General features: G+C 63.4%; 29 protein-coding genes. 16 read left to right on the top strand and 13 right to left on the bottom strand.

Translation table 11 applies throughout. The annotated features are described in order from the left end of the window. The first annotated feature begins 78 nt into the window (after positions 1-78). Complete coding sequence (locus BLJAPNOD_RS11020; RefSeq protein ID WP_077500194.1) at positions 79-342, top strand: hypothetical protein; 264 nt, start codon at positions 79-81, stop codon at positions 340-342. 26 nt (positions 343-368) lie between these two features. Here BLJAPNOD_RS11020 and BLJAPNOD_RS11015 read toward each other — a convergent pair whose 3' ends face one another. Next, positions 369-833, bottom strand: coding sequence for an Lrp/AsnC family transcriptional regulator (locus tag BLJAPNOD_RS11015; protein WP_077500227.1), 465 nt, complete (start codon positions 831-833; stop codon positions 369-371). A gap of 200 nt (positions 834-1,033) precedes the next feature. On the opposite strand from BLJAPNOD_RS11015, the gene BLJAPNOD_RS11010 reads away from it, so the two are divergent. Further along, on the top strand, positions 1,034-1,753 hold the full coding sequence (locus BLJAPNOD_RS11010) for an aspartate/glutamate racemase family protein (RefSeq protein ID WP_115419829.1): 720 nt from the start codon (positions 1,034-1,036) through the stop codon (positions 1,751-1,753). Positions 1,754-1,936: 183 nt separating this feature from the next. Further along, on the top strand, positions 1,937-3,310 hold the full coding sequence (locus BLJAPNOD_RS11005) for an HD domain-containing protein (protein ID WP_115419828.1): 1,374 nt from the start codon (positions 1,937-1,939) through the stop codon (positions 3,308-3,310). A gap of 74 nt (positions 3,311-3,384) precedes the next feature. Here the strand turns inward: BLJAPNOD_RS11005 and BLJAPNOD_RS11000 are convergent, their stop codons facing one another. The 3 genes from BLJAPNOD_RS11000 to BLJAPNOD_RS10985 all read right to left on the bottom strand — a co-directional run bounded on the left by BLJAPNOD_RS11000 (position 3,385) and on the right by BLJAPNOD_RS10985 (position 6,051). Then, complete coding sequence (locus BLJAPNOD_RS11000; RefSeq protein ID WP_115419827.1) at positions 3,385-3,759, bottom strand: VOC family protein; 375 nt, start codon at positions 3,757-3,759, stop codon at positions 3,385-3,387. Between the two features lie 237 nt (positions 3,760-3,996). Next, positions 3,997-5,268, bottom strand: coding sequence for an NAD(P)/FAD-dependent oxidoreductase (locus tag BLJAPNOD_RS10995; RefSeq protein WP_115419826.1), 1,272 nt, complete (start codon positions 5,266-5,268; stop codon positions 3,997-3,999). Between the two features lie 378 nt (positions 5,269-5,646). Next, on the bottom strand, positions 5,647-6,051 hold the full coding sequence (locus BLJAPNOD_RS10985) for a helix-turn-helix domain-containing protein (RefSeq protein WP_077500184.1): 405 nt from the start codon (positions 6,049-6,051) through the stop codon (positions 5,647-5,649). A gap of 196 nt (positions 6,052-6,247) precedes the next feature. Between BLJAPNOD_RS10985 and BLJAPNOD_RS10980 the strand changes: the two genes are divergently transcribed. Both BLJAPNOD_RS10980 and BLJAPNOD_RS10975 read left to right on the top strand, forming a co-directional pair. Next, entirely contained in the window at positions 6,248-7,135 is an 888-nt protein-coding gene (locus BLJAPNOD_RS10980) for an SDR family oxidoreductase (RefSeq protein WP_115419825.1), read from the top strand. Positions 7,136-7,347: 212 nt separating this feature from the next. Then, the gene (locus tag BLJAPNOD_RS10975) at positions 7,348-7,731 is read left to right on the top strand and encodes a VOC family protein (RefSeq protein ID WP_115419824.1); all 384 of its coding nucleotides are present in this window, start codon (positions 7,348-7,350) and stop codon (positions 7,729-7,731) included. A gap of 64 nt (positions 7,732-7,795) precedes the next feature. Here the strand turns inward: BLJAPNOD_RS10975 and BLJAPNOD_RS10970 are convergent, their stop codons facing one another. From BLJAPNOD_RS10970 to BLJAPNOD_RS10960, 3 genes are all read right to left on the bottom strand, one after another. Then, entirely contained in the window at positions 7,796-9,010 is a 1,215-nt protein-coding gene (locus tag BLJAPNOD_RS10970; RefSeq protein ID WP_115419823.1) for a multidrug effflux MFS transporter, read from the bottom strand. Positions 9,011-9,132: 122 nt separating this feature from the next. Then, positions 9,133-9,756, bottom strand: a complete 624-nt coding sequence (locus tag BLJAPNOD_RS10965; RefSeq protein WP_115419822.1) for a histidine phosphatase family protein — start codon at positions 9,754-9,756, stop codon at positions 9,133-9,135. A 242-nt stretch (positions 9,757-9,998) separates the two neighbouring features. Then, complete coding sequence (locus tag BLJAPNOD_RS10960) at positions 9,999-10,751, bottom strand: pyridoxine 5'-phosphate synthase (RefSeq protein ID WP_077500174.1); 753 nt, start codon at positions 10,749-10,751, stop codon at positions 9,999-10,001. Positions 10,752-11,215: 464 nt separating this feature from the next. Between BLJAPNOD_RS10960 and BLJAPNOD_RS10955 the strand changes: the two genes are divergently transcribed. From BLJAPNOD_RS10955 to BLJAPNOD_RS10945, 3 genes are all read left to right on the top strand, one after another. Then, positions 11,216-12,328 (top strand): hypothetical protein, encoded by a 1,113-nt coding sequence (locus BLJAPNOD_RS10955; protein ID WP_115419821.1) that lies wholly within the window; start codon positions 11,216-11,218, stop codon positions 12,326-12,328. Positions 12,329-12,743: 415 nt separating this feature from the next. Next, positions 12,744-13,424, top strand: a complete 681-nt coding sequence (locus tag BLJAPNOD_RS10950; protein WP_115419820.1) for a MerR family transcriptional regulator — start codon at positions 12,744-12,746, stop codon at positions 13,422-13,424. 198 nt (positions 13,425-13,622) lie between these two features. Further along, a complete protein-coding gene (locus tag BLJAPNOD_RS10945; RefSeq protein WP_115419819.1) occupies positions 13,623-14,297 on the top strand; it encodes a hypothetical protein in 675 nt (224 codons plus the stop codon). Between the two features lie 44 nt (positions 14,298-14,341). On the opposite strand, the gene BLJAPNOD_RS10940 is transcribed toward BLJAPNOD_RS10945, so the two are convergent. Both BLJAPNOD_RS10940 and BLJAPNOD_RS10935 read right to left on the bottom strand, forming a co-directional pair. After that, complete coding sequence (locus tag BLJAPNOD_RS10940; RefSeq protein WP_077500166.1) at positions 14,342-14,701, bottom strand: VOC family protein; 360 nt, start codon at positions 14,699-14,701, stop codon at positions 14,342-14,344. 41 nt (positions 14,702-14,742) lie between these two features. Further along, the gene (locus tag BLJAPNOD_RS10935; RefSeq protein ID WP_077500164.1) at positions 14,743-15,870 is read right to left on the bottom strand and encodes an ATP-dependent RecD-like DNA helicase; all 1,128 of its coding nucleotides are present in this window, start codon (positions 15,868-15,870) and stop codon (positions 14,743-14,745) included. A gap of 387 nt (positions 15,871-16,257) precedes the next feature. Here BLJAPNOD_RS10935 and BLJAPNOD_RS10930 point away from each other — a divergent pair, with 387 nt between their 5' ends. From BLJAPNOD_RS10930 to BLJAPNOD_RS10915, 4 genes are all read left to right on the top strand, one after another. Continuing rightward, complete coding sequence (locus tag BLJAPNOD_RS10930; protein ID WP_115419818.1) at positions 16,258-17,346, top strand: AbrB family transcriptional regulator; 1,089 nt, start codon at positions 16,258-16,260, stop codon at positions 17,344-17,346. Between the two features lie 136 nt (positions 17,347-17,482). Continuing rightward, on the top strand, positions 17,483-17,854 hold the full coding sequence (locus BLJAPNOD_RS10925; protein ID WP_115419817.1) for a hypothetical protein: 372 nt from the start codon (positions 17,483-17,485) through the stop codon (positions 17,852-17,854). After that, positions 17,838-18,392, top strand: coding sequence for an RNA polymerase sigma factor (locus BLJAPNOD_RS10920; protein ID WP_115419816.1), 555 nt, complete (start codon positions 17,838-17,840; stop codon positions 18,390-18,392). Before BLJAPNOD_RS10925 ends, BLJAPNOD_RS10920 begins: the two co-directional genes overlap by 17 nt. Next, on the top strand, positions 18,389-19,213 hold the full coding sequence (locus BLJAPNOD_RS10915; protein WP_115419815.1) for an anti-sigma factor: 825 nt from the start codon (positions 18,389-18,391) through the stop codon (positions 19,211-19,213). Before BLJAPNOD_RS10920 ends, BLJAPNOD_RS10915 begins: the two co-directional genes overlap by 4 nt. Before the next feature lie 415 nt (positions 19,214-19,628). Here BLJAPNOD_RS10915 and BLJAPNOD_RS10910 read toward each other — a convergent pair whose 3' ends face one another. From BLJAPNOD_RS10910 to nthA, 3 genes are read right to left on the bottom strand one after another with little or no spacing between them, the layout of a single operon-like run. After that, positions 19,629-20,018: a nitrile hydratase accessory protein gene (locus tag BLJAPNOD_RS10910; protein WP_077500154.1), complete on the bottom strand. Its 390-nt coding sequence runs from the start codon at positions 20,016-20,018 to the stop codon at positions 19,629-19,631. Continuing rightward, the gene (gene nthB, locus BLJAPNOD_RS10905) at positions 19,987-20,646 is read right to left on the bottom strand and encodes a nitrile hydratase subunit beta (RefSeq protein WP_115419814.1); all 660 of its coding nucleotides are present in this window, start codon (positions 20,644-20,646) and stop codon (positions 19,987-19,989) included. The genes BLJAPNOD_RS10910 and nthB overlap by 32 nt, the downstream gene beginning before the upstream one ends. Further along, positions 20,643-21,287, bottom strand: coding sequence for a nitrile hydratase subunit alpha (nthA, locus tag BLJAPNOD_RS10900; protein WP_077500150.1), 645 nt, complete (start codon positions 21,285-21,287; stop codon positions 20,643-20,645). The genes nthB and nthA overlap by 4 nt, the downstream gene beginning before the upstream one ends. Before the next feature lie 346 nt (positions 21,288-21,633). On the opposite strand from nthA, the gene BLJAPNOD_RS10895 reads away from it, so the two are divergent. The 3 genes from BLJAPNOD_RS10895 (at position 21,634) to BLJAPNOD_RS10885 (ending at position 24,593) form a co-directional block, all read left to right on the top strand. Beyond that, a complete protein-coding gene (locus tag BLJAPNOD_RS10895; RefSeq protein ID WP_115419813.1) occupies positions 21,634-22,647 on the top strand; it encodes a hypothetical protein in 1,014 nt (337 codons plus the stop codon). Between the two features lie 183 nt (positions 22,648-22,830). Further along, positions 22,831-24,114 carry an SDR family oxidoreductase gene (locus BLJAPNOD_RS10890; RefSeq protein WP_115419812.1) on the top strand — a complete coding sequence of 428 codons (1,284 nt, stop codon included), beginning with the start codon at positions 22,831-22,833 and terminating at the stop codon, positions 24,112-24,114. A gap of 2 nt (positions 24,115-24,116) precedes the next feature. Continuing rightward, positions 24,117-24,593 (top strand): DUF2269 domain-containing protein, encoded by a 477-nt coding sequence (locus BLJAPNOD_RS10885; protein WP_115421245.1) that lies wholly within the window; start codon positions 24,117-24,119, stop codon positions 24,591-24,593. Here BLJAPNOD_RS10885 and BLJAPNOD_RS10880 read toward each other — a convergent pair. Further along, on the bottom strand, positions 24,585-25,178 hold the full coding sequence (locus BLJAPNOD_RS10880; RefSeq protein WP_115419811.1) for a LysE family translocator: 594 nt from the start codon (positions 25,176-25,178) through the stop codon (positions 24,585-24,587). The two genes, BLJAPNOD_RS10885 and BLJAPNOD_RS10880, sit on opposite strands and share 9 nt — an antisense overlap. 183 nt (positions 25,179-25,361) lie before the next feature. On the opposite strand from BLJAPNOD_RS10880, the gene BLJAPNOD_RS10875 reads away from it, so the two are divergent. After that, a complete protein-coding gene (locus BLJAPNOD_RS10875; RefSeq protein WP_077500143.1) occupies positions 25,362-25,760 on the top strand; it encodes a GFA family protein in 399 nt (132 codons plus the stop codon). Positions 25,761-25,833 lie beyond the last annotated feature (73 nt).

The raw sequence follows: 25,833 nt of genomic DNA, 5'->3' as shown, positions 1-25,833 counted from the left end.
TCGTCCTGTCATTGAAGTGAAGGCAACACATCGCAGCAGTGCACTTGGATTTACGTCCAATCCCGAAGGGAGGCCACCATGCCCACAGTCATGGTCTATCACGATGTCAAGGACACCAAACACTGGCTCGCTTCACCTCTGCGCAAGAAGGTGCTCGAACCCATCGGCGTGACGAACATTCGCACATTCGTCGACAACAAGGCATCCAACCGCGTCGGCCTGGTCATGGACGTTGCCGACATGGAAAAACTGGACGCCTTCATGCAGACCAAGGCGGCAGCGGAGACCATGGCGCATGACGGGGTGCTGCCTGAGACCTTGGTCTTCCTCGTCCAATCGTAACGGCAGAGGTCGTCGCCTCCGCGCAGTCACTCCGCATAATCGACCGGCACCGCCGTGCCGCTTTTCAGGATTTCCATCGAGATCGAGGCGGAAACGTCGAAGAGTTCCACCTTGCGCACGATCTGCTTGTAGACCACATCGTAATGCTCGACCCGCGGCAGCACGACCTTGACGATATAATCGTAGTTTCCCGTCAATCGATGCGCCTCGACGATCTCGGGAATGTCGCTGATTGCCCTCCGGAAGGCCTCGATCCACTCGTCGGAGTGATGCGCGGTCTTGATCATTGCGAACACAGTGGTCGGCACGCCCATGCGCTCACGGTTGAGCACGACGATGCGCTTGGCGATGTAGCCCGCCTCCTCCAGCCGCTGGATGCGGCGTGAACAGGCGGAAAGCGAAAGGTTCACCCGGTCGGCAAGTTCACCGACCGCCATGCTGCCATCCTGTTGCAACAGCGCCAAAAGCTTCCGATCTCGCTCGTCGATCACGCTCATCACTCCCATTTCAATTCCCATGCACGCGGCATGTTTGCACAATCCACCAGGAAGGCGCAAATCCTTCGCGCCAAAATGCAATTCTCGCGCCATCAAAGCAAACCATTGCGCATGAAGGTCCGGCATATTTCCCTCAATCGAACGACAGCCGCAAAGCACCAATGCGAGCGGCGACAGGCACAGGGAAAGCGATGATGGAAATGCGCAAGATCGGCCTTATCGGCGGCATGAGCTTCGAAAGCTCGGTGGTCTATTACCGCATGGTCAACGAGGCCGTTCGCGAGCGGCTGGGTGCGTTGCATTCGGCAGAAGTGCTGCTGCACTCCGTCGATTTCCAGTCGATCGTCGACCTGCAGAAATCAGGCCGCTGGGACGAAGCCGCGAAAAGGCTCGCCGATGTTGCCCGCGGGCTGAAGTCCGCCGGTGCCGACTGCGTGCTGATCTGCACCAACACCATGCACCTGATTGCAGACGCTGTTCAGGCGGCCGTCGACATCCCGCTGATCAACATCATCGACGAGACTGCAGCCCGCCTCAAGGATGCCGGCATCCGCAAGCCGTTGCTGCTCGCCACCCGCTACACCATGGAGCACGGCTTCTACGCCGAGCGCATGAAGAGCCACGGCATCGAGGTGATGGTGCCCGACGCTGCCGGCCGCACGCTGACGCACAACGTCATCTTCGACGAGCTTTGCGCCGGCAAGGTGCTTGGCACCTCGCGCAGGGCACTGGTCGAGCTGATCGACAAGGCCGAGGCCGAAGGTGCTGACGCCGTGATCCTCGGCTGCACCGAGATCTGCCTGATCCTCGACCCCAAGGCTCTGCCCCTGCCGGGCTTCGATTCCACCGCAATCCATGCGGACGCCGCCGTCGAATTTGCCCTCGGCCGAGAGGATTTCCGTCGGGCTGCGTAAGCAAAGCGCAAGCCCCGGACCTGAGCCGGTGCCACGATCCAGTCCGATGAATAGAGCCCGTGGCCAACGCTGCGGGGCGTCCGGAGGACCGCAGGCCGCGTCGCCCACATCTCGCGCGCACTAATCCCGCCTTAACGCCTTGGCAGATAACGTCCCTCTGCAGGGATTGGGGATTGCGTCAGCATGGCGGGGATATCGGGGTCGGAGCGTCAGCCGCAGAAGTTGCGGCTTGCGGAAATCGTCAGCGCACTCAGCTACGCGCTCGACCTGACGGACGGCCAGCCGGCGGGCCACAGCGTGCGCTGCTGCTGGATCGGCATGCACCTTGGCGAAAAGCTCGGCCTTTCCGACGCCGAGAAACATGATCTCTACTACACCCTGCTTTTGAAGGACCTCGGCTGCAGCAGCAACGCGGCCCGCATCTGCAAGCTGTTTGCCACCAGCGACCATGATTTCAAACGCAACGCCAAGCTGATCGACAACAGCTTCACGCAGGTTCTCGGCTTCATCGCTGCCAACACAGCCGTGCGCTCGGGCCTCGCGGTCAAGCTGCGCACGGTTCTGAGCCTGGCCATGAGCGGCGGCAAGATCGACCGGGAGCTGATCGAAACCCGCTGCGAGCGCGGCGCCGAGATCGCGCGCCGCATGCGCTTTTCCGAACCGGTCGCTAAAGCCATCCTCGATCTCGACGAACATTGGGACGGTCGCGGCCAACCGCTCGGGCGCAAGGGCGCCGAGATTTCGCTGCTGGCGCGCATCGCGCTTCTCGCCCAGGTCGTCGACGTCTTCTTCATTACCTCCGGGCGCAAGGCGGCCTGCCGCGAAGTGCGGCGCCGTGCCGGAAAATGGTTCGACCCGCATCTGGCTTCCGTCTACGAAGACGTCGTGGCTGACCCCGATTTCTGGTCGGCGCTGGAGGATCCCAAGCTCGACAGCCGCGTCTTTGGGCTTGAGCCCGCGGGGTTTTCACAGGCCGTGGACGAAGACCTGCTCGACGACATCGCCGACGGCTTCGCCCAGGTCATCGACGCCAAGAGCCCCTTTACCAGCGGCCACAGCAAGCGCGTGGCGCTCTTTGCCGACCTGATCGCGACGGAGCTCGGCTTCAGTCGCGCACGCAAACGCTGGCTGGTGCGCGGCGCATTGCTGCACGACATCGGCAAGCTCGGCGTTTCCAATGAAGTTCTGGACAAGCCCGCCAAGCTCGAGCCGCAGGAATGGCAGGCGATGAAGAGCCACCCCGATCTTGGCGCGGCCATCCTGGAGCGGATCGACGCCTTTCGGAGGCTCGCCACCATCGCCCGGAACCATCATGAGAAGCTCGACGGCAGCGGTTACCCCAATGGCCTGGCGGGCAGCGAACTCGACCTCGAAACGCGCATCGTCACGGTTGCCGATATCTTCGATGCGCTGACGGCCGACCGGCCCTACCGCGCCGCCATGCCGGCTGCAAAGGCGCTCGCGATCATGGCAGCCGATGTCGGGACCGGCCTCGACCCCATCTGCTACGACGCCCTGACCCGCGCCCTTCAGGGGCTGGAATCCAAGGCCGCATAGAGGCCGGAAACCGCTTGGAAACAAGAAGATAAAACGCTTTCGCGACTCATTTTGCGAGCGACGAAACGAGCCCCCTATACCTCCGGCGCGCCGGCACGCGGCCCGCGAAGGCCGATGCAATTGCCCCAGGGATCGCGAACCTGGCACATCCAGAGACCGTCCTCGATCGCCAGCGGCCCGCGATAGAGCGGCGCGCCCAGACCGTTGAAATGGTCAAGCGCCCGATCGAAATCCTCGACCTGCCAATAGACGACCGAACCGGCCGCGCCGCTTGCCACTTTCTCATCCGCCGGCACGATTTCCAGATGGGTCGAGCCGATCTTCAGATAGTCGAAATCGAAGGCGTCCAGCCGGCGCCGTTCGGCGCTCGGAAAGGCCCGGTGGTACCAGGAGAGCCCGGCCTCGACATCGGCGACATGCACCAGAACGGCAGACACAAAATCGGTCATCGCAACACCTCGCCAACGCAAACTATTATCCCGTAACGGCGTCGTCGCCCCCTTGAGGAAGCGGGCCTTATACATCGTTTCGCATGACGTCCAAGAGGCTGTCGGCCCACGCGTGCGGCAATCTTGCGATGGGCGCAGGCAGGTCGCGACCTATCACTATCGCTTGGTGCACCTTGCCGTCATTCTTTCGCGCATACCGCAATCACAAGACCGCTTCACCCTCTTGCGCGACATGAATTAAGCCGGCACTGCGAGAGCGCTTTCGGCGACGGGTTGAGAGCGAACGGCGCGCCAATCGCATTCCTTGAGCCCCGCAGCAGCGAAAGGATCGATCAGCGTGCCAGAGACGATCGAGGCGAGCAGCGCCGGCGCCGGAGGCATGCGGGCAATCATCGCCACCAGCCGGTCGCGCAGCCAGGCAAGGGCGGCCGAATCCGACTGGTAGAAGGGCGTGAAGGCCAGCGACAGCATCTGGAACAGCGCCATATGGTTGCGCCTTGCCCGGCCATAGGCGGCAAGTGCTGCGTCGATGTTGTCGGTAAGCGACAGCGCATGAGCAAGCGTCGCCGCGTCGATCAGCGCCATGTTGGCGCCCTGCCCCAGTTGCGGGCTGGTCGAATGGGCGCTGTCGCCGATAAAGACGACGCGGCCCGACGCCGGCGGGCGCATGGTGCGGTGGGCATAGCGCGCCAGCGTCAGCTGGTCCCAGTCGTCGATCTGGTCGAGCAAGGGTACGCAGTCAGGCCAGTAACCGCGAATACCCGCCTTCCATCCGTCGAGGCCCGCGCGCTTCACGGCGTCGGCATCGCCGACCTTGACGCTCCAGAAGAAGGCGACGCGGTCGCGGTCCCCGGCTCGCGCCCGGCCCGCCGGCAGGATGCCGATCATCACCTTGGCGCGGTCATAGCGCTGCGTCAGCGCGTTTGGGTCATGGGCGAGGTCATCGCTGTCGAGCGTCGCCCAGAAGGCGCCATAGGCAAGCTCGCGCACACCGGGCGCCGTCGCGCTCCCTGCCGCTATGGTCGAGCGTGCGCCGGTCGCATCGATGACGAGATCGTAGCGTCCGACTTCTTGGCCCGAGGCATCCAGCAGCAACGCCTTTTGGCCCGCGGTGGTCGCCTCGGTCAGCGTCACCCCCGTGCGGATGGGAATGCCGGCCGCAACGACGGCATCGTGCAGCACGCCGAACAAAGCCGCCCGCTGCACGGCCAGCCCGAAGCGGCCACCGGCAAGCGCATCGTAGCGCACATCGAGCACGGTCCGCCCGGATTTCGCGTCCGCGCCATGAAGGCGGTCGATCCGGCTGCCGAGCGCCATCATCGGCTGCAACAGGTTCAGCGCGTCGAGCACCGTTAGGCCGGTCGGCTGCAGCATCAGCCCGGAACCAACGGGTGACGCCTCTTGGAAACGCTCGAGCAGTTCAACCCGATGGCCCTGCCGCGACAGCAACAGTGCCGCCGCAAGACCCGCCGGGCCGGCCCCTGCGATGCCGATACTCAGTGTCTTCATGATCCCTCGGCTGGCACGCGATCGGCGCGCCGGATACATTTCATCGGCAAACTATAGGGAAAATCAAAGCGCTACGGCAAGCTTGCTTCGCCGGAACACGGCGTCGCGCAGGATGTGACACGTTTGGACTCAATGCCCCTCATCCGCCTGCCGGCACCTTCTCCCCGCCTGGCGGGGAGAAGGACCATCGCGGCATGCTTTCGTCCCACGACAGCGTACCTCGGTGACACCGCTCCTTGACGATTGATGCGAGCGACGGTGCAACCGTATCGCTCGTCCCCTCTCCCCGCCTGCGGGGAGAGGGTTAGGGTGAGGGGCAGACCACACCCTAAGCTTGGACGGTAAAACGGCCCCTCCAGCAGACCAGATCAACACCCCTCAGGATGCCGCGTCATACACGCCCCGGGCCGAACGAATGGCCCCGTGGTTGGCCACCGACCAGTCGACAAAGTGCTTCAGCAGGCCCAGCAGCGAGCGCCCGAGATCGGTCAGCGCATATTCCACGCTCGGCGGCTGCGTCGGAAACACCGTCCGGCTGATATAGCCGTCGCGCTGCAGGTCGCGCAGCGTCTGGGTCAGCATGCGCTGCGAAATATCGGGGATCAGCCGGCGGAGTTCCGAGAACCGCAACGCACCGTCTGCCAAGGACAGGATCATCAGCGAATTCCACTTGCCGCCGATATTGTCCATGACATCGCGCACCGGACAGTTCTCGACATCCATCGGCACGCCGCAGACCATCGCCACTCGCCTGCCCTTCACATCACCGGTCAGCTTGTTCATCTGAGTTTGCCCTTCTCGGTCTGATCAACGTGGGGGGACGGTACCCTTTTTGTAACCACAGCAGAAAAAACTGCCTCCTTTACAGTTCCTACCAGATTACTAGATTAGAGCAAGTCTCAAAAAGAGACCATCAACTGGCAGGCGTGCTTTCCCTCCCGAAGCGTCGGCTGGCATCACAGAGAAAAAGGAAAAATCCATGTCCGATACATTGCTCGTGACCGGTGCCACCGGCCAGCTCGGCAAGCTCGTGCTCGATGCGCTGCTCGCATCCGGCAAGGTCGAACCGACCGATATCATCGCCACCAGCCGCGATACGGCCAAGCTGTCCGACTATATCGGCAAGGGCGTGCAGGCACGCGTTGCCGATTTCGACGATCCGGCCTCTCTCGACAAGGCTTTCGCCGGTGCCGACCGCATCCTGATCATTTCCACCGACGCGCTCGACCAGCCGGGCAAGCGCCTGCGTCAACACCTGGCCGCCGTCGAAGCCGCAAAGAAGGCCGGCGCCAGGCACATTCTCTACACGTCGATGCCGAACCCGGAAACCTCCGTCATCCCGTTTGCGCCTGATCACCTCGGCACCGAGAACGCCATCAAGGCAACCGGCATCCCCTACACGATCCTGCGCAACGGCTGGTACATGGAAAACCTGTTCATGGCGCTGCCGCATGCGCTTGAAACCGGGCAGTGGTATTCGTCCTCCGGCGATGGCCGCCTCGCCCACCTCGCCCGCGCCGACGCCGCAAAGGCCGCAGCCGCAGCACTCCTTTCCGCCGGCAGCGAAAGCCGCACCTATACGCTGACCGGCCCTGAGCTGCGCTCGACTGACGAGATCGCGGCCCTCGTTTCCAAGACCGCAGGCAAGCCGCTCGACGTCGTGCACATTTCCGACGACGCGCTGGCTGGCGGCTTGAAGGGCGCGGGCCTGCCCGACTTCCTCATCCCGATCGTCGTCTCCTTCGACGCCAACACCCGCGAGGGCCATATCGACATGGTGACGAGCGACGTGAAGGCGCTGACCGGCACCACGCCACTGCCGCTCACCGCTTTCCTCGACTCCAGCAGGGCAAGACTTGCCGGCTGATTGGCACCCATAAGACCGAAGTGGGCCCGGCCGATCGCGCCGGGCTCATTGTTTGCGGCGAAGTCCGCAAACGAGTGTTTCAGGTCTGCCCGCCCTGCCGACGACCGGTCGGGATCTTCAACCGGGAATCGTGCCTTCTTTTGTGTTCTTGTTATGTTCACGCGGACGCGATATAGATCCCCACAGTTCCGCAACCGTAAAATGGGGAAATCATGACCGTTTACATGACCGTTGGCGCATTGGATTCCGACAAGTCCAATGCCTTTTATGACGCAGCCCTGGCGACTATTGGCTGGAGCAAGCACACGGATTTTCCGGGCTGGCGCGCCTACTCCGAAGGTGGAGCAGGCCTAGGGCCTGTCCTGTGGGTCTGCAAACCCTTCAACGGCGAACCGGCCACGGCTGGAAATGGCGGCATGGTCGGCTTCATGGTCAAATCCCGCGGGGAAGTGGATGCCTTTTACGACGCTGCCATGGCCCATGGCGGAACGGATGAAGGTGCACCTGCCTCACGCCCACATTACGGCCCCACCTGGTACGCCGCCTACATGCGCGACCCCTCGGGAAACAAGATTTCCATCGTCTACAACGGCTAGCGTTTCACCCGGCTTGCGACACGGCGGCACCGTTCCATCGGGCCGCCATAGCTCGCATCTCAGTCTATCGTGCGGCCTCTATCGGCGCGACGTCTCCCCGCACCGCAATCTCGGCCAGAGCAAGCGCGCTGACACCGGCAAGGAAGAAACCGGCCGACAGGTTCAGCGTCGTACCGTCGTAGAAGGCGCCCATCGCGATCGCAAACAGGGTCGCCACAAGGCTGGATCCGGAAGCGATCAACGATGCGCCCAGTCCCGCCACATGGCCAAGCGAGCGCATGGCCATGGCGTTCAGGTTGCCGAACAGCACCCCGATCGCAAAGAACGCCGCAAAGCCGAGTACCATCAGCACAGCCAGGGGCGGCCGCCCACCCCAGGAAACGGAGACCGCCAGCATCACCAGCCCGGCTGCGGCCAAGCAGAGAAAGCCATAGCGCGCCATTGTCTCCGCCCCGAAGCGCTGCACCAGCTTCGCGTTGAGGAACGAGGCAAGCCCGATGCCCGTGGCCAGCATCGCGAAGTACAACGGGAAGGTCTGGCCGATGCCATAGGCATCGAAGAACAGATCGGCCGCGGTGCTGAGATAAAGAAGCTGCGCACCGAAAACGAGCCCGGTCGCCACGATCAGCAGCGTCACGCGCCGGTTCGACAGGATCCGCCGGCCGTTCAGCAGGAGAAGCCTCGGGCGAAAGGGAATGCGTTTGGCGACAGGCAAAGTTTCCGGCTGCCGCAGCACCAGCCATACCCCGAGAAGACCAGCCACTGCGAGATAGACCACGAAAACGCTGCGCCAGCCGCCAACCGCGATGATGCCCTGCGCCAGGCTCGGCGCCAGCATCGGCACGAGAATGAACAGCGTGAACATGAACGACATGACGCGGGCCATCGCATCGCCCTCGAACTGGTCGCGGATCATGGCGCGCGTGGCGATCTTCGGCCCGGAAACGCCGACCCCCTGCAGCAACCGGCCAAGAATGACCATCTCGAGAGAGCCCGCCACCATGGCGATGATCGTTCCGAGCGCGTAGACGCCAAGGCCGAGAACGAGCGCCTTCTTTCGCCCCATAGCGTCGGAGAGCGGCCCGAGCAGCAACTCCCCGAACGCCATGCCGAGGATGAAGAGCGAAATGATGTGCTGAGTGGAAAGCGGTGGCGCAACCCCGACATCGGCGCCGATCTGGCGTAGGCCCGGCAATAGCGCATCGATGCTGATGGAGGTGAGCGAGGTCAGAAGGGCGTAGAGCGCGATGCGCTCGCGGAAACTGGTCTGGGATGTCATTGGCCGCACAGATGGAAAAACATTGGCTCAGCCTATAGCAGTCTTGCGACAGGATGGGTGCGGTCAGATGCAACTTCGGCTGCAAAATTTCCGCCGGCCGTCGTGCTAGATCTCTGACGCGCTCAGCACCTCAGATGCGAGGTATCCGCGAGACTGACAACAGCCCGATTCCGGAAGAAGTCGTCCTGGCGCAGATGCGTGATGCTGCCGGATTTTGCCGGGAAGCTGAGGAAACCGCAGGCGTCGATCGGGATCTTCATCCAGGCGGCCAGCACCAACGTCAGTGTGAAGCCATGGGTGACGATGATTTGCGTCTCGCACGGCCGCGCGACGATCGCGTTCACGCACGGATAGACCCGGGCGGCCACATCGCGGCGCGTTTCCGCGCCATCGATCCCGCAGGAAAAATCGAGCCGGTTGTCGTCGGGCGCCGGGCTATAGCGTGCGTCGAGCCACGCCTGGGGTTTGCCGCCCGCCAGACCGTAGCTGATTTCCCGGAGATCGGCGGTCTCGGCCACCGGCCGTTGGAAACGTTTTGCAATTGCAGCCGCCGTCTGCGCGGCCCGACGCAGATCGGAGCTGTAGATCTCCACCTCTTTCTCGCCGACGAAGGCCCGCAGCCGCTCGGCCGTTGCCGCCGCGTCCTCCTGGCCCCGCACCGTCAGCTCGGTGTCGTACCAGCCTCCCACCTTGTCCTCTTCGTGATGGACGGACTGCGTGTGGGTAACGACGAAAATGTCTTTCATATCGGCTGTCTCATGAATTTCGCATCAGCGGCAGGCGGCAAGGAGAAGGTCTCGCACTGACGTCCCTGGAGCCAGCGGGCGCGACGCCTCCCCCGACGGCCGGGCTTGCTGCTTCCTTTACACGGATGTTCGCCGGGCCGATCTGCGCGCAACGCACTTTGCGGGCGGCGGGCAGCAGCGGCATGCCGTTCAAGCCGGTCCTGGTTACCGGCAACGTCGGGCGTTGCCGTTAAATGATCAGATCAAACCGTCTGGCCGCAGGCCCGGCGGAAGCGGCGCACGCTTTCGGCCATGCCGTATTCCAGCGCGTCCGCCGTCAGCCCGTGGCCGATCGACACTTCGGCGAGGTTCGGGATGTGCCTGGCGAGAAGCGGCAGGTTGGCGACCGTCAGGTCATGGCCGGCATTGACCTCGAGCCCGAGGCTGGCGGCGATTTCTGCCGTGCGGCCGAGTTCGGCGGCAATCTTCTCCGCCTTGTCCGGGTCGTCGTAGCAGCCGCCATAGGGGCCGGTGTAAAGCTCGATACGGTCGGCGCCGGTTTCCTTGGCGATGCGCAGCGCTTCCACGTCCTCGTCGCCGTCGGCAAACAGCGAGACGCGAAAACCCTTCTTCTTCAGCCTGCCGACGACGCTGCCGAGCAGGTTGTGGTTCTTGCGGAAGTCCCAGCCATGGTCGGAGGTCGCCTGTGCCGGATCATCGGGCACCAGCGTCACCTGCTCCGGCTCGTGGGTTTCGACAAGGCGCAGAAACTCCTCGTTCGGATAGCCTTCCATGTTGAATTCGGTCGCAGAAAATTCGTCGTCGATGAGATCGCGGATCGGCTGCAGATCGGAAAAGCGCACATGGCGCTGGTCGGGGCGCGGATGCACCGTCAGCCCGCTTGCGCCGGCTTCGAGAGCAATGCGGCCGAGGGCAGTGACGGACGGCCAGGGAAGATCGCGCCGGTTGCGCAGCATGGCAACGGCATTCAGATTCACGGACAATTTTGCGGGCATGTCGGAACTTTCCAGAGGCGGGCAATGTCAATGCAATCTTCTACTGCATAATTGCAAAAACCGAAAACGGTTTGAGACCAAGATTATGCAGCAATTCCAAAGAGTACGTCCGCCAACGAAAGTCGTGGCCCCGCGTCGCTTGATTGCTGGCAATCTCTTGACGAAACCTCGACATTAGTGGGGCCTAACATGCAATCAGACACATGGGGTTGGCTCGACCCAGGGTACTCGACCGGTATGAATTCCGGCGGCGCAGGGCCCGCAATCACGGTACCGCTACGTTCTGCCACAGGGAGATGGTCGCATTTCTTGCCTTTATTTCAGATAAAACTCAAGTTTGGCGCAAAGCACTCCTGACAACAGCTTTTTTTGAGCCTAAATTTCCGAATCACATCGAATGGCCATAGTCTGCCCTTCGATCACCTTCATAAAGTTCGCGGCGAATGAATCTGGAGCAACAACCGATGACGACGGTCGAAAGACCCTGCAACGAGACGATCCGGCAGATGCTGCGCCGCATCCTCGAGAGCAAGGCTTTTGCACGTTCCGAACGCCTGCGCGCTTTTCTCGCCTATGTCGTCGACAAGGAGATGATCGGCGAAGGCCCGCAACTGAAGGGCTATTCGATCGCCATTGACGTCTTCGATCGCCCCCAGGCGTTCAATGCCGACAGCGACCCGCTGGTGCGGGTGCATGCGGGCAAGCTGCGCAAATTGCTCAAGGTCTACTATGAGACCGACGGCGCTAGCGACGAATGGCATCTGGTCATTCCCAAAGGCACCTATGTGCCCGAATACAGCCGGCAACGGATCGATGCGGCCAGTGCCGCCGAGCCGCATGCCCGCCAGCCGAAGCTGACCAGGAAGCGCCTTCCCGGCCAGAAGACGGCTTGGCCGCCGGCGCCGTTGTCTTCGCCACTGGCCGTTCTGTCCGTGCTGCCGCTGCTGTTGTTTGCGCCCCTGCCCTCGCCGGAGATGACGCTGGATATCGATGCGCAAGCGAAGCTGTTCAACGGTCGCTATGCGACCGAGCGTGTGCTGCCGTCCGTCAACGTCATCGTTTCAGGCGACCAGAACAGCGATCTCAAAGCCTTCGCCACCGCCCTTCGCACCGCTGCCCAGCGCCACAAGACGCTGGCGCGCGCCACCGATGGCGACACGGGACGGCCGGTGTCGCGCAATGCCGCGCTGTCGTTTTCACTCGACCTGACCTGGTACGATGCGCCGGCGGCCGGTGTGCGCGTGACGCTCAAGCATGACGGCGAAGGCGTGCCGCTCCGGCAGGATTTCATCACCAGCGAACGGCTGAAGAGCGAACCGGACCTGCTGTTCGAAAGCATGTCGCTGGCATCCGAACTGTTCTCTCTGGATGGCGAGATCTACACCCACGCCAGCGAGGAACAGATCCAGAGCCCGCTGATGGATTGCATGACGGCGACTGCGCAGTATCGCAAGCTCCTGACCCGCGACAGCTTCGAAAAGGCCTGGTCCTGCCAGCAGCAACTGGCGCCGCTGCGCGGCGATGAGCCTCTCTTCATCCTCAGCGCCAAGAGCCCGTTCAAGGTCGTCGGCCACTGACGAAAGCCATGGTTCCGGGCGCCGGGAAGGCTTTGCCGCACAGCTCGAACCAGCATTTCTCCTGCAATATTAAGCACTATTCATATATGCGATTCGCGTATACGGTGTGGTCATGCGTTGGGAATTGGTGCCTGGTTGCTCGTCAGGCAAGCACAATTGTCAGCAGTAATCGCGCCCTTGGCGCGGTGTGCCCCAGCCGAGCAGCAGGCGCTATCGTCGACGACAGACGGTGGCTTCGGAGTGCGGATCCGTTCCGCTTCCGGTCACGGACTGTCGTGACGGCATCCCGATGCGTGCGGCATAATTCCGTAAATCGGCAGCGATATCGGGATCAATTATGCAGCAAATCGAAGCGTGACGCCGGCCTCCTCTGCCTTGAACGGGCGCGCGGCGGCGTCAATCGGGGACCATCGATATGCCGCGAGACCACTGGAAATACGAGGGCGTGCTGGCGGCGCCCGAACGTGATGGCTACCTGCCCAAACTACCGTTGCCGCACCACGACCCTTCAAGCCCGCTTGCAATCGCCGATATGGCCGATGCCTTCGGCGTCACCCACCGCACCCTGCATTTCTATGAGGAGAAAGGCCTGCTGATCGCGGCCCGCATGGGGCCGATGCGGGTCTATGGCGCGGACCACATCCGGCGCATGGCCGTCATCAACGCCTGCCGCGAAATCGACATGCCGATCGCCACGATCCAGGAGCTGCTTTCAAGCCTCGCCGGTGCCGATGACCAGGCCGAGGCCGACCGGTTGTTCAAGGAGGCGCTTCTGTCGCGGCGGCGGGAACTGGCCGCCCAACAGTCCAACCTGCGCCGGCAGATGCAACGCATCGCCGAACTTCTGGAAAGCGAAGCCGGGAATGGCGAGCCACAGTCCGACGACACGGCACATGTGCACCTCTCGCCGATCGAAAGCGAATGCCTGACCTTCATGGCCGAAGGATACCCGGCCTCGCGCATCGCCCGGCTGATGGAGATGGATCTGGCAGCGGCCCTGACGCTCGAAGCCGGAATCATCCGCAAGTTCAATGCCCACAACCGCTTCCAGGCCATCGCCAAGGCGGTGCTGTCAGGCATGATCGCCGCGGAGTAACAGGGGCGTCATCAGCCGCGCTGGCAGGCTTTTCGCCTCGTCATCCCGTGCCCGCTTGGGGATGAGACGATGCTGCGTCTGCGCCCGCAGATGCGGGGTCAATTCGGGCGGAATTCCCGAGGGATCATCGATAATGTGATGTCTTCAATGCCACGCTCATGTTACGAGGCGCCCAAACGACGCAAGTGAGAGACCCCGATGCTTCCCTGGATCCAGCTAGACCGCGCAACCATTCCCGGTGACGGTGACGAGTTGCGCCTGAAGCAACGCGGCAGCGAGTTTTCCATCATGCTCGGCTCGACGGAACTGATGAACAGCCGGCTGAGCGGGTCGGAAGAGGCACTGGCGACGCTGAGCTGCGAGCGGATCGCCGGCCGGAAAAACGCCTGCATGCTGATCGGCGGGCTCGGCATGGGCTTCACCTTGCGCGCAGCCCTCGGCGCCCTGCCTGAGGATTCCAGGGTGGTCGTCGCAGAGCTTGTGCCTGCCGTCGTCGAGTGGGCGCGCGGGCCGATGGCGGAGCTGCACAGGGGCACGCTCGACGATCCCAAGGTCGAGATCCATGTCGGCGATGTCGGCGCGCTGATCCGCTCGAGGACGGCCGCTTACGATGCCATCCTGCTCGATGTCGACAATGGCCCGGATGGCCTGACGCGCCCTTCCAACGACAGTCTCTACAACCACACCGGGCTGCGCGCCGCCAAGGCGGCGCTGCGTGCCAACGGCGTGCTTGCCGTCTGGTCGTCGGCGCCGGATAGCGCTTTTACCCGCCGATTGCGCGAGGTCGGCTTTGCCACCGACGAGGTCAATGTGCGCGCCAACGGCAAGCGTGGCGGCGCACGCCATGTGCTGTGGATGGCAACCAAGCGGTAGAAGATCTGGTCAGCCGAGCATCTGCTCCACCGCCAAGATGGCAGTCACCCGTTGCGGAAGGCCCGGCTGGAAACCGAGATCGGATTGTCGCTCGGGTCCTTCGCGTTGGCGAAAACATAGCCATCGCCCGCATGGATCGCCCCGAACACCAGCCCTTCGGCCGCTGAGCGCGCGCAAAAGGCCTCGACATCCCGGATATCGAACACCAGCTTGACCAGGGACTGGCCGCGCCGCTGTCCCTTGGCCGCCGGATGGATCATCAGGCTGGCGCCGCCATCCCCCGGGATCAGCTCGACGATCCGGTCTCCCGCCTCGCGCGATGCTCGAAAGCCGAAGTGCTTCTCGTAGAAGCCAACGGTCGCTTCCACCTCATGGGCGTAAAGGATGATCCGGTTGATCGGCACGCTGGTCTCCTCGCATCGAAACCCCGGTGCCCGCCTGCCCGTCAGCGAACGATCGTCAGACGCTCGGCGGCACGGGTGATGGCGGTATAGAGCCAGCGCTCGCGGGTATCGCGGAAGGCCCAGCTCTCGTCGAACAGCACGACATTGTTCCACTGCGAGCCCTGCGCCTTGTGTACCGTCAGCGCATAGCCGAAGTCGAACTCGTCGTAGCGCTTGCGGGTCGTCCAGGGGATTTCGCCCTCGACCTCTTCGAAGGCCGCCTTCAAGAGCTTGATCTTGGCGGCACCGCGATCCATGTCGTCGTCCTCGGGACGGATCATCAGGTTGATGCCGGGCTTCACCGTTTCCTTCGACGAACTCATGACCTGCCAGAGCGAGCCGTTGAGCAGGCCCTTGGCCGGATCGTTCCTGAGGCACACCAGCTTGTCGCCGGATTGCGGATATTCGCTGGTAAAGCCCTTGAGCTCGCGAAGCCGCTGGTTGTAGCGCCGCCGGGTCTTGTTGGTGCCGACCAGCACCTGGTCGGCCTCCAGCACCAGTTCCTGGTTGACCTGCCCGCGACCGATCACCTGGGTGGTGCCGTAGTCGCCGTGCATGATCTCGTTGCCTTCGCGCACCTGCATCGCGAGGCGAATGATCGGGTTGTCGCGGGCCTGGCGATGGATGTCGGTGAGGAGGTAATCCGGGTCCTGATTGGTGAAGTAACCGCCGCCGGTCACCGGCGGCAACTGGCCGGGATCGCCCAGAACCAGGATCGGCGTGCCGAAGCTCATCAGGTCCTTGCCGAGCGCCTCGTCGACCATCGAGCATTCGTCGACGATGATCAGCGCCGCCTTGGCGACCGGGCTCTGGCGGTTGATGGAAAACATCGGCGCGATCGAGGTCTTGCCGGTTTCCTCGTCGGAAACCTCCTCCTCGCCGCGTGGCCGGTAGATCAGCGAGTGGATGGTCTTGGCGTTGCTCGCCCCCTTGGAGCGCAGGACCTGGGCGGCCTTGCCGGTAAAGGCGGCAAACAGCACGTCGCCATCCACATGCTCGGCGAAATGGCGCGCAAGCGTCGTCTTGCCGGTGCCGGCATAACCGAACAGCCGGAAGAGCGGCGAGCGGCCTTCCTTCAGCCATTGCGAAACGGCCTTGAGGGCCTCGTCCTGTTGCGGAGCAAATTGCATGACGCGAAGTGTCAGGATTCGGGGCTGACAAGCAAGCCCGGATTTCCGGCCGGCAGCCGGCGGCCGCACTCTGACCGGGCCGTTTCGCCAAATCCTGCACCGGATCGGCCTGATATCGCAGACCTTTCAGCCGGAGGAGCGCCGCATCTCGACCGCTCAAAGGCACGGGCGCCGCCCCAGCACTGTTCAGCCAGCGATCCCGATCTCCGGCCCTGTCGGCTGTGGCCATTTCTTGCCCTGTGGGTTGACTGCCGCTTGAATGCCCGCGCGCAATGCTGCTAACGAGCGGTTGCGCGGCGTATCGCCCCATCGACGGGACTGTCCGCGCCAAACTGATCAGGCGGAGGCGAACGCGAACGCCGCCTGAGGCAATGCCGGAGAATGCCCTTGAAGCCCGACCAGCCCGCCATGCCCACCCCTCCGGCACCTGTCGGCATCGGCCGCCTGGCGCCGGCGCTGCAGTGGCTGCTTCTCACGCTGGTCTCCCTGGTCTTTACGGTGGTCCTCGAATTGCTTGGCATCCCCGCCGGATTACTGATGGGGCCGATGCTCGCGGCCGTGCTCTTCGGCATGAACGGCAGCACCATTCGCCTGCCCAAGCAGGTATATTTTTGCGTGCAGTTCATTCTGGCTATGATGATCGCCGGCGCGATGACACCGGGCATGCTCGGCACCTTTTCCGGCAACTGGCCGCTGTTCCTCGGGGTCATTCTTTCCGTTATCGCCGTCAGCACGCTCTGCGGCTGGGTGATCACACGCATGCGCATCCTGCCGGGCACGACCGCAATCTGGGGCTCGTCTGCGGGTGCCGCCTCGACCATGCTCATGATGGCGGATGCCTATGGCGCCGATGCACGCCTGGTCGCCTTCATGCAATATCTGCGCGTCATCTTCGTGGCCAGCACAGCGACGATGGTCGCCCATCTCTGGGTAACCGGCGCCGAGGCTGAAACCGCGATCGTCTGGTTCGAGCCGGTCTCTGTGCTCCCGTTCCTGGCAACGCTTGCCGTCGGGCTCGGTGCCGCCTTTGCCGGCCGGATGCTGCGCGTGCCTGCCGGCGCTTTCCTGATGCCGTTCCTCGTCGGCGCCGTGCTCAATGTCAGCGGCGTCATGACCACCGAGCTGCCGCAATGGCTGCTGGCGCTCTGTTACGGCCTGCTCGGCTGGAACATCGGCCTCGGCTTCACCCGCTCGATCCTCGCCCATGCCCGCCGCGCCCTGGTGCCGACGGTGATCTCGATCCTCGTGCTGATCTCGTTTTCCGGCCTGCTCGCCCTGCTGTTGATCAAGGTCGCCGGCATCGACCCGCTGACGGCCTATCTCGCCACCAGCCCGGGCGGCCTCGATTCCATCGCGGTGATCGCGGCGTCGAGCAATGTCGACCTCTCCTTCGTCATGGCTTTGCAATCCGCCCGCCTGATGATCATCACCATGATCGGCCCGGCACTCGCGCGCTTCGTCGCCGACCGCGCCTGAGCGCTTTCGCGCCGGTGCGTGAGAATTCTGCGACGATGCAACAAATCCGGGAATAATCGTCGCCCTCCTCGTGTCTCATCTTCGGATACGCACCCTGCGCGCTCCGTTAGAAACAACTTGAGGAAGGAAAGCTCCCATGAGACCGTTACCCCTAGCAATTGCTATTTCCCTTGTCGCCAGCGTCGCCTTTGCGGCCCCTCCGGTCAAGACGGTCGAAACGGCAAAGGGCAATGTGCTCGCCGCCGCCAACGGCATGACGCTTTATACGTTCAAGAACGACAAGAAGGGCGAGTCGAATTGCTACGATTCCTGCGCCACCAACTGGCCGCCGTTCATGGTCGAAGGCGATGCCAAGGCCGAGGGAGCCTTCACGATCGTCGAGCGCAAGGACGGAGCCAAGCAATGGGCGAAAGACGGCATGCCGCTGTACTTCTGGATCAAGGACAAGAAGATGGGTGACGCGACCGGCGATGGCGTAAAGGGCGTCTGGGATGTCGTCAAGCCGTGACCGCATGAGCGAGGGTGTGGAGGCGAATGCCGCCGCGCCCGACCGCTTCGAGGAGGACGTGCTGGCGCTGATGCCGGCACTCCGGCGCTATTCGCGCAGCCTCGTACGTTCGGATCCGGATGGTGAAGACCTGCTGCAGGATTGTGTCGAGAAGGTTCTGGCGCGCCGCGCCCAGTGGCGCGGGGTCAACCTGCGCGCCTGGGCCTTCACCATCATGACCAATCTCAGCCGCAACCAGCACCGGCACACGGCACTCCACCCGCAGGTCGAACTCGACGACGACCTCGGGCTGCAGGCCGAAACCCATGAGAGCGATCCGCTCGAACGCTCCCGGCTCGAACGCGCGCTCAACGGGCTTTCGGCGGAAAACCGCTCCGTGCTGATGCTCGTGGTGATCGAGGGATACCGATACCAGGATGTGGCCGACATGCTGGCCATACCGATCGGCACGGTGATGTCGCGCCTGTCACGCGCGCGCCACCAGCTGGCCGAAGCGATGAAGGACGATAACGTGATCAGCATGCGGAGACCGAAATGACGGACGAACGCAAAACCGTCTCCGAAGACGACCTCAACGCCTATGTCGACGGCTTCCTGAGCGAGGCGGATCGGGCGCGGGTAGAGCAATGGCTCGAGCGCAATCCGGCGCGCGCCGAGGACGTCCGCCAATGGCAGGCCCAGGCGACCGAGCTTCGCGCCATGTTTTCCCCCTATGCGCACAGCGACGAGCGCGACCGCGCGCTTCTGTCGGCCACGAATGTCAGGGAAGTTGCTCATTCGGGCGATCGCTGGACTGAACGCCTCGGCAGCCGTATTGCCGCCGGTCTCCTGCTTTTCGCCGCCGGCGCCCTCACCGGGCTCTATGCCCCGCATATTCTTACGCCCGGGCGGTCCGAGCAAGTTGCCCAGGTGGCGGAAAGCCTGCCGCGCCAGGCGCAATCGGCATTTCTCATCTATGCAAGCGAAGTGCGCCATGCCGTCGAGGTCGGGCCGGACCAGCAGACCCACCTTGCCAACTGGCTCGGCAAGCGGCTCGATCATCCGCTCAACATCCCCGACCTGTCGAATCTCGGCTTTTCGCTCGTCGGCGGCCGGCTGCTGCCGGTCAACGGCAAGGCGGGCGCGCTGTTCATGTATGAGGACACGAGCGGCCAGCGGCTGACCGTGCTGCTCGGCCGCAATCCCGACAACCGCGAAACCAGCTTCCGCATCGACAGCAGCGGCGGCGTCGAAACCTTCTACTGGATCGACGGCCCGATCGGCTACGCCGTCACCGGCGAAGTGCCGCGCACGCTTCTGCAGAAGGTCGCCGACGAGTGCTACCGCCAGTTCGAGAAGCCGGCTGCGGCCAAAAGCTGAGCGCGACCAGCCAGGCACCACCCATATGACCCGTATGAAGAGTGGTCTGACGGCGAATTTATCAGGATATCAGGGCTCTACGGCGCTATTTGCATGAGCGGCTCACGTTACGTGACGGAGCCTTTGCCGCCCACATCCGATCTGCCGGCCCGCTTTTCGCAAGCGGAGAACGTGCCCCTCATCCGGCCTGCCGGCCACCTTCTCCCCGCCCGCAGGGAGAAGGAAATGCACGGCAACCGTCCACCCGACAACACCAGTCGTCGATCACTGCCCCCTGACGACAGATGTCGGATGGTGACGCAGCCGCCGTGCGCGTCCCCTCTCCCCGCCCGCGGGGAGAGGGTTAGGGTGAGGGGCAAACCCGCGCGCTTAAAGGAGATGGGGTAATCCCGCTCACGCTCCAAGAGGAGCACCCCTACCGCAGCGGATCGTTCTCGATCACGATCGGATGCCCGTGCGGCGTCGCCTCGGCCGCACGCTGCCAGCTCTTCGTCAGGATATCCAGATGTCCGCCGGATACGATCGAAAGCTCGGTGACGAGCCGCGACAGCGCCGCCACCCAGCAATCGAAGTAGTCGCTGGCATCCGCCTTGCGGCCGGGCTTGTAGAGCTCAGTCGAAAGTGCCTCGGCCCATTCCGGCCAGGAGAACACGCCCTTTTCGTGCAGGCGCACGGTCATGGCGAAGGCGGCTGCCTGCCAGGGTTCGGCGAAAACAGGATCGCCTTCCGGCGACTTCGGCAGCTCTGCAGAAGCAATAAGCGGCGACGCCACCTTACACGTGTTCAAGATAGCCCTCCCAGGCATCGATAGAGATCGTCAGCGTCGGGTCGGCGCCCTCGCCCCAGATCTCAGCCCCGTCAAACACCACGGTATAGAGCCACTGCGCACTCTCGCCGCGGCCATGCGCGTTGTCGTCGGGGAAGACGAAGGAGCCCTGCACCGCCTCTATTCGGCCGATCTTGGCACGGGCATAGCGCGGCAGCCGCGTATGGGTCGTCGGATTGAAATTTTTCGTGCGAACCTCTTCGCCGACGACGAAGCGCGGGCGGGCGTCGACCGGGCGGTCACAGGGACCACCCTTGGCAAGCACGCCCGGCACCATCTCGGCCTTCAGCACGCGCTTGGGCGCAGCACCCTTTTCCAGCATATGGCCGCCATCGAGTTCGGCCTGGGTGACGAAGCCATGGCGCTTCAACAGCGTTTCCAGTGCCCGCGTCCAGATCTCGTAATAGCTTGCCGAGAGATAGGTGGCCGGGGCCAAGTTTTCGCGCGCATGCCGGCTCTCGTCGATCGTCCAGGCGCCGAAGGCGCCGCAGGAGAGCGTCACGCCGAGCGCCCGCTTTTCCCATTCGGCGTGAAAATACGGTTCGTTGGCCTCGGGCGCGACCGGGCCCATGCCATGCTGGCCGCCGAGATCGTGTGGCCCGTTCATCGCAGCGCCTCCGGGGCAAGCGCAAGCCCGGTGCCGATCATCGCATCGCGGGTCACAAGGTCGGCAAGTTGTTCCTCGTCGAGCCCGTCCGTTCCCGCCGGCCGTTCGGGCACCACGAGATAGCGCAGCTCCGCGGTCGAATCCCAGACGCGGATGCGCGTGTCTTCGGAAAGCGTCAGCCCGAATTCCGCCAGCACCCCGCGCGGGTCGATGACCGCGCGCGAGCGGTAGGGCGGCGCCTTGTACCAGACCGGTGGCAGGCCGAGCACCGACCAGGGGTAACAGGAGCAGAGCGTGCAGACGACGAGATTGTGGGTATCGGTGGTGTTGAACACGGCGCGCATGTGCTCGCCCTGCCGGCCGGTATAGCCGAGACTGGCGATTGCCGCCGTCGCGTCGCGCTTCAGCCAGTCGGCAAATTCGGCATCGTTCCAGGCCTTGGCAACGACGCGGGCGCCGTTGCGCGGGCCGATCTTGGTCTCGTAGGTCTCGACAATGGCATCGATCGCCGCCGGATCGATGAGCCCCTTTTCCGTCAAAACGGTCTCGAGCGCCTTTACCCGCGCTTCCATATCGGTGAAATGGTTGTCGTGGTGATGATCGTGATCATGGTGATCGTGACCATGATGGTGTTCGGACATTGCCTGGCTCCTCGCAGCACGGTGCCCTAGGGCGCGCAGATGGCGCCGCTGTCTCCCTGAGGCGATAGTCGTAGCGAATAAACGCCGATTTCGAAATCGATTTTACCAGCGGCCGTGGACCGGAATTGTCACCGTAACAAGTCCGGTTCGACGCAGTTTGCCACCGCTGTCGACATGGCCCGTTTGACTGCAAGCAATCATCGGGAAAACGACGAAGGCATGATTGCACACCACCTCCGTCACAAGTCTGAAGTTGCGCTAAGGTCATCGCAAACGGGGTGATTCGACGCGACGACGCCTTGCGGGCGGAAGGCAGACAACGAAGCATTGAGGGAACTGGCAGCGCATGACGACACCAATCGAAAGTGCCTTCCCGCCCCGTGCTATCCGCGTCGTTGCACCCGTCTTTTCCCTCGGCTTCTTTTTCCTCTTCCTGGCACTTTTGCCGCTGCCATTGGCGGTGGGCCTGCTCCGGCTCCCGATCGACGACATCATGCGTGATTACGCCATCAGCCGGAACCCCGTTCTCATCAGCGGCGCAGAGATCTGCTCGGTCGATTGCCTGCCTGGCAGCGACGGGCCCCAGCTGTGCAGCACGCAGGTTCGCTTTCAGCACGACGGTCGACCCCATGAGCAAATCTTGAACACCCGTTCGGTCGGTCAACCCGGCCTTTGCCGACAGGGCAACATCACGATCGCCGGCGACAGCCCCGAACATGTCAGCCTCACCCATGATTATCGCAGCGTCATCCGCACGACGGCGCAACGGCTCATCCTCGGAGCCGGCCTTGCGTTGTTCAGCCTGGTCATGCTGAGCAACGCCATACCCATTCTCCTTGCCGGCCGCGCCGCCGGCCGGCGGTATCTGCTCAAACCCATCATCGTCGACCTGAGCGGCAGCCAGGTCCTGCGCTACGCCCCGAGCGTTCCCTTTACGCGCGGTACGATCAAGACAGGCTATACACGGATGAAGCCGGGCCAGCGCCCGCTGTACCTCCGGCCGACGAGCGACAGATGTGCACTGCCGACAACCGCCTTTGCCGGCCACGCCTATCCGGCCCTTGCCGTCATGGCCGAAGGCGTCGCGTTGCCGATCCTGCTTGACGAGAAACTCGCCCGGCTTGAACTGAGCGAGCCGGAGCGCAGCCGCATTCGAGCGGCAATCGATGAAACCATAGGGGCGCCCGTCGGTGAAGCCGTATCCCCCGCGTTCGTCCGCGAGAAACTCATTCAGCCCTTGCGGAAAGACAATCCGGTCGACAGGCCACGACTGCCTTCAAATTGGGCGTTCCGGCTTGCCATCACCATACCGCCAATGTTCCTGCTTGCTGTCGTAATCGTTATCGACGAGTTCTTGTGACAGGTTTGCAGCCCCTTCCGCGCCTGTGGGCACCCAGCAATCGGCGGCTTGTTTTGATACCCGCAGCAGCCTCTGCCGTTGCATGGTGTCAACTCCATCCAAGGCGCGAAGTCGTGCAGTCCACCTTTGCTGCTCGATCATTTTACCCGCCGATTTTCGCTGGCAGCCCTGTAACGTGACCTCATGAAAATTCTGATTCTCGGCGCCACCGGCTTCATCGGCTCGGCCAGCCTCCAGCGGCTGCTTGCCGATGGACACATCGTTACCGGCCTTGGCCGCGCTGTCGCCCGCGCCCGTCTGAGGATGCCCGATGCGCAGTGGCTTACGGCCGATCTTGCGACCATGCGCACGCCTGAGGATTGGCAGCCCCTCGTCCAAGGCTACGACGTGGTGGTCAATTGCGCCGGTGCGCTACAGGATGGCCTGGCAGATGACGTGGCGGCGACACAGGAGACGGCGATGCTGGCGCTCTATGCCGCCGCCAAAGACAAGCCGTCGATGCGCATCGTGCAGATTTCCGCCCCCCGCGACGGTGCCGGCGCGGAGCGAGCCTTTCTCGCCACCAAATTTCGCGCGGATGACGCACTTGCCGCAAGCAGCATATCGCATGTCATCCTGCGGCCGGCGCTGGTGCTTGGCCGCAATGCCCATGGTGGCTCGGCCCTCATCAGGGCGCTTGCCGCCCTGCCCTTGGCGATCCCGCTCGTCCACGCAGAGAGCCGCGTCGAGACAGTTGCCTTGGGCGATGTCACTGAGGCCGTCAGCGCCGCAGTCGCCAATCTCATGCCCGATCGAAGCGATCTCGTGCTCGGCCACCCGGAGCGGCCAACCCTTGCCGAACTCGTCACGCTGCACCGCCAATGGCTTGGCCTGCGGCCGGCGAGCATCGTCTCGCTGCCCGCCCCGCTCGCGGCGCCCGTCGGGCTCCTTGCCGATATCGCCGGGCGGCTCGGTTGGCGTTCGCCGCTGCGCTCGACCGCGCTTGCCGTCATGGCCGGCGGCGTCTCTGGCGAGGATAGCGCTCACGCCGCAGTGCCGTTTCTGTCGGCCCGCCAAAGCCTTTCGTCTGCGCCATCCGGCGTGCAGGATCTCTGGTTTGCCCGGCTTTATCTCCTCAAGCCGCTGATGATCGTCGGGCTTTCGGCATTCTGGCTGCTGTCGGGCTTGATCCCGCTTCTCGACCTCGACGCCGCCCGGCAACATTTCCTGCGGCTCATGGGCGAAGGACCGGCAACGGCACTGACGCTCCTGACCTGCCTTGCCGATATCGTGCTCGGCTTGGCGGTGCTGGCCCGCCCGTGGGCGAAACGAGCCCTCTTCGGCATGCTGGTGCTGACCGCCGCCTATCTCGCCTCCGCGACCCTGGTCGAGCCTGAGCTCTGGGTCGATCCGCTCGGGCCGCTCGTCAAGGTTCTGCCGTCGATCCTTCTGACGCTGGCCACGCTTGCGATTCTGGATGAACGCTGATGTTGACCGAGGATCTCCTGCGCCTTGCCCATGTCATCGGCGCCGCCGTGCTCTTCGGCACCGGCGCGGGCATCGCCTTCTTCATGGTGATGGCGCGGCGAACGCGCGATGCGCGGCTGATCGCCCATGTCGCCGGCACGGTGGTCGTTGCCGACACGGTCTTCACCGCCACCGCCGTGGTGATCCAGCCGATCACCGGCTATCTGCTGGCGACCAGGATCGGCTGGTCGCTCAGTGAAGGCTGGATCGCGCTGTCGCTGATCCTCTATGTCGTCACGGGGCTATTCTGGCTTCCCGTTGTCTGGGTTCAGATCCGGCTGCGCAATCTGGCGCGGCTTGCAGCGGCAGAGGATACGCCGCTGCCGGCGGCCTTCGATCGGCTCTATGCAATCTGGTTTGCCTGCGGCTTCCCGGCCTTCTTTGCCGTGATCGGCATCTTCTGGCTGATGCTGGCAAAGCCGCAGTTCCAGCTATTTTAGCATCGGCCACAGGCTGACGACGAGCAGCACCGCCATGGTGATGTTGAACCATTTGAGCCGTGCCGGCTCCGACAGCCATTGGCGCAGCGCCGAGCCGAAGCCGGCCCAGGTGGAGACACTCGGCACGTTGACCAGCGCAAAGACGAGACCGACGACAAGCACGCTCATGAGATAGTTCGCGCCGCCGGTATAGGTGGCCATCGCCGAGACGGCCATGACCCAGGCCTTGGGGTTGACCCACTGGAAGGCGGCGGCAGCCAGGAAGCTCATCGGCGCGGCACCGGCCTTGCCTTCGCCGAGGGAACGCGAGGTGCCGATCTTCCAGGCAATCCAGACGAGGTAAGCGCCACCGGCAAATTTCAAGGCCGTGTAAAGCAACGGCACGGAATGCAGGAGCGCGCCGAGGCCGAGACCGACGGCGATCAGCAGCGAGAAGAAGCCAGCGCCGATGCCCAGCATGTGCGGAATGGTGCGCACGAAGCCGAAGTTCACGCCCGAGGCAAACAGCATCATGTTGTTCGGACCCGGCGTGATCGACGTTGTGAATGCGAACAGAAACAACGCCAGAAGCGTATCGGCCTGCATGGTCTTTCTCCGATTGAATTAGGTCAACATAATTGACCTAATTCCGACGCGAAGCCGGATACTTGTCACGGTGACAAGATCGACCGATGGCCTGTGCGATGCAAGCCTGCTTGCAGTCGAAAATTGCGATAGCCGGGTTGTTTACGATAAGCATTCCCTGCTTGTTTCTGGAGGAGCTAAAACATGGACCGGTTCACGGGCGGTTGCCGGTGCGGCAACGTGCGGATCGTGGCGTCGGGGCGCCCCTATCGCGTCGGCCTTTGTCACTGCCTTGACTGCCGCAAGCATCATGGCGCCCTCTTTCACGCTTCCGCGATATTTCCGGCGCACGCGGTGACGATCGATGGCGAAACACGTGACTATGCCGGTCGGTTTTTCTGTCCGCGCTGCGGCTCGCCCGTCTTCTCGCGCTCGGCAGACGAAATCGAAGTAAACCTCGGCTCCCTCGATGCGCCGGACCAGTTGACGCCGACTTATGAACTCTGGACCATTCGCCGAGAATCCTGGCTGCCGCCGTTCCCGCTCAAGCGACGATATGAGCGCGACCGTGACGACACGAGCCGCTTCGAGGCCGAGACGTAGGCCGCGCGGGCGGCTGCCCTTGGATCCGGCGAGCGCAGCGCGCATGTTTCCCAGATCCATAAACTGCAGCAAT

The organism is Ensifer sp. M14 (assembly GCF_003355565.1).
GTDB lineage: Bacteria > Pseudomonadota > Alphaproteobacteria > Rhizobiales > Rhizobiaceae > Ensifer.
This window is presented reverse-complemented; position numbering and strand designations above follow the sequence as displayed.

Excerpts from the sequence above, each read along its gene's own strand:
- BLJAPNOD_RS11020 (WP_077500194.1), top strand. The coding sequence starts at position 79 with ATGCCCACAGTCATGGTCTATCACGATGTCAAGGACACCAAACACTGG.
- BLJAPNOD_RS11010 (WP_115419829.1), top strand. The coding sequence starts at position 1,034 with ATGGAAATGCGCAAGATCGGCCTTATCGGCGGCATGAGCTTCGAAAGC.
- BLJAPNOD_RS11005 (WP_115419828.1), top strand. The coding sequence starts at position 1,937 with ATGGCGGGGATATCGGGGTCGGAGCGTCAGCCGCAGAAGTTGCGGCTT.
- BLJAPNOD_RS11000 (WP_115419827.1), bottom strand. The coding sequence starts at position 3,759 with ATGACCGATTTTGTGTCTGCCGTTCTGGTGCATGTCGCCGATGTCGAG.
- BLJAPNOD_RS10995 (WP_115419826.1), bottom strand. The coding sequence starts at position 5,268 with ATGAAGACACTGAGTATCGGCATCGCAGGGGCCGGCCCGGCGGGTCTT.
- BLJAPNOD_RS10985 (WP_077500184.1), bottom strand. The coding sequence starts at position 6,051 with ATGAACAAGCTGACCGGTGATGTGAAGGGCAGGCGAGTGGCGATGGTC.
- BLJAPNOD_RS10980 (WP_115419825.1), top strand. The coding sequence starts at position 6,248 with ATGTCCGATACATTGCTCGTGACCGGTGCCACCGGCCAGCTCGGCAAG.
- BLJAPNOD_RS10975 (WP_115419824.1), top strand. The coding sequence starts at position 7,348 with ATGACCGTTTACATGACCGTTGGCGCATTGGATTCCGACAAGTCCAAT.
- BLJAPNOD_RS10970 (WP_115419823.1), bottom strand. The coding sequence starts at position 9,010 with ATGACATCCCAGACCAGTTTCCGCGAGCGCATCGCGCTCTACGCCCTT.
- BLJAPNOD_RS10965 (WP_115419822.1), bottom strand. The coding sequence starts at position 9,756 with ATGAAAGACATTTTCGTCGTTACCCACACGCAGTCCGTCCATCACGAA.
- BLJAPNOD_RS10960 (WP_077500174.1), bottom strand. The coding sequence starts at position 10,751 with ATGCCCGCAAAATTGTCCGTGAATCTGAATGCCGTTGCCATGCTGCGC.
- BLJAPNOD_RS10955 (WP_115419821.1), top strand. The coding sequence starts at position 11,216 with ATGACGACGGTCGAAAGACCCTGCAACGAGACGATCCGGCAGATGCTG.
- BLJAPNOD_RS10950 (WP_115419820.1), top strand. The coding sequence starts at position 12,744 with ATGCCGCGAGACCACTGGAAATACGAGGGCGTGCTGGCGGCGCCCGAA.
- BLJAPNOD_RS10945 (WP_115419819.1), top strand. The coding sequence starts at position 13,623 with ATGCTTCCCTGGATCCAGCTAGACCGCGCAACCATTCCCGGTGACGGT.
- BLJAPNOD_RS10935 (WP_077500164.1), bottom strand. The coding sequence starts at position 15,870 with ATGCAATTTGCTCCGCAACAGGACGAGGCCCTCAAGGCCGTTTCGCAA.
- BLJAPNOD_RS10925 (WP_115419817.1), top strand. The coding sequence starts at position 17,483 with ATGAGACCGTTACCCCTAGCAATTGCTATTTCCCTTGTCGCCAGCGTC.
- BLJAPNOD_RS10920 (WP_115419816.1), top strand. The coding sequence starts at position 17,838 with ATGTCGTCAAGCCGTGACCGCATGAGCGAGGGTGTGGAGGCGAATGCC.
- BLJAPNOD_RS10915 (WP_115419815.1), top strand. The coding sequence starts at position 18,389 with ATGACGGACGAACGCAAAACCGTCTCCGAAGACGACCTCAACGCCTAT.
- BLJAPNOD_RS10910 (WP_077500154.1), bottom strand. The coding sequence starts at position 20,018 with ATGCCTGGGAGGGCTATCTTGAACACGTGTAAGGTGGCGTCGCCGCTT.
- nthB (WP_115419814.1), bottom strand. The coding sequence starts at position 20,646 with ATGAACGGGCCACACGATCTCGGCGGCCAGCATGGCATGGGCCCGGTC.
- nthA (WP_077500150.1), bottom strand. The coding sequence starts at position 21,287 with ATGTCCGAACACCATCATGGTCACGATCACCATGATCACGATCATCAC.
- BLJAPNOD_RS10895 (WP_115419813.1), top strand. The coding sequence starts at position 21,634 with ATGACGACACCAATCGAAAGTGCCTTCCCGCCCCGTGCTATCCGCGTC.
- BLJAPNOD_RS10890 (WP_115419812.1), top strand. The coding sequence starts at position 22,831 with ATGAAAATTCTGATTCTCGGCGCCACCGGCTTCATCGGCTCGGCCAGC.
- BLJAPNOD_RS10880 (WP_115419811.1), bottom strand. The coding sequence starts at position 25,178 with ATGCAGGCCGATACGCTTCTGGCGTTGTTTCTGTTCGCATTCACAACG.
- BLJAPNOD_RS10875 (WP_077500143.1), top strand. The coding sequence starts at position 25,362 with ATGGACCGGTTCACGGGCGGTTGCCGGTGCGGCAACGTGCGGATCGTG.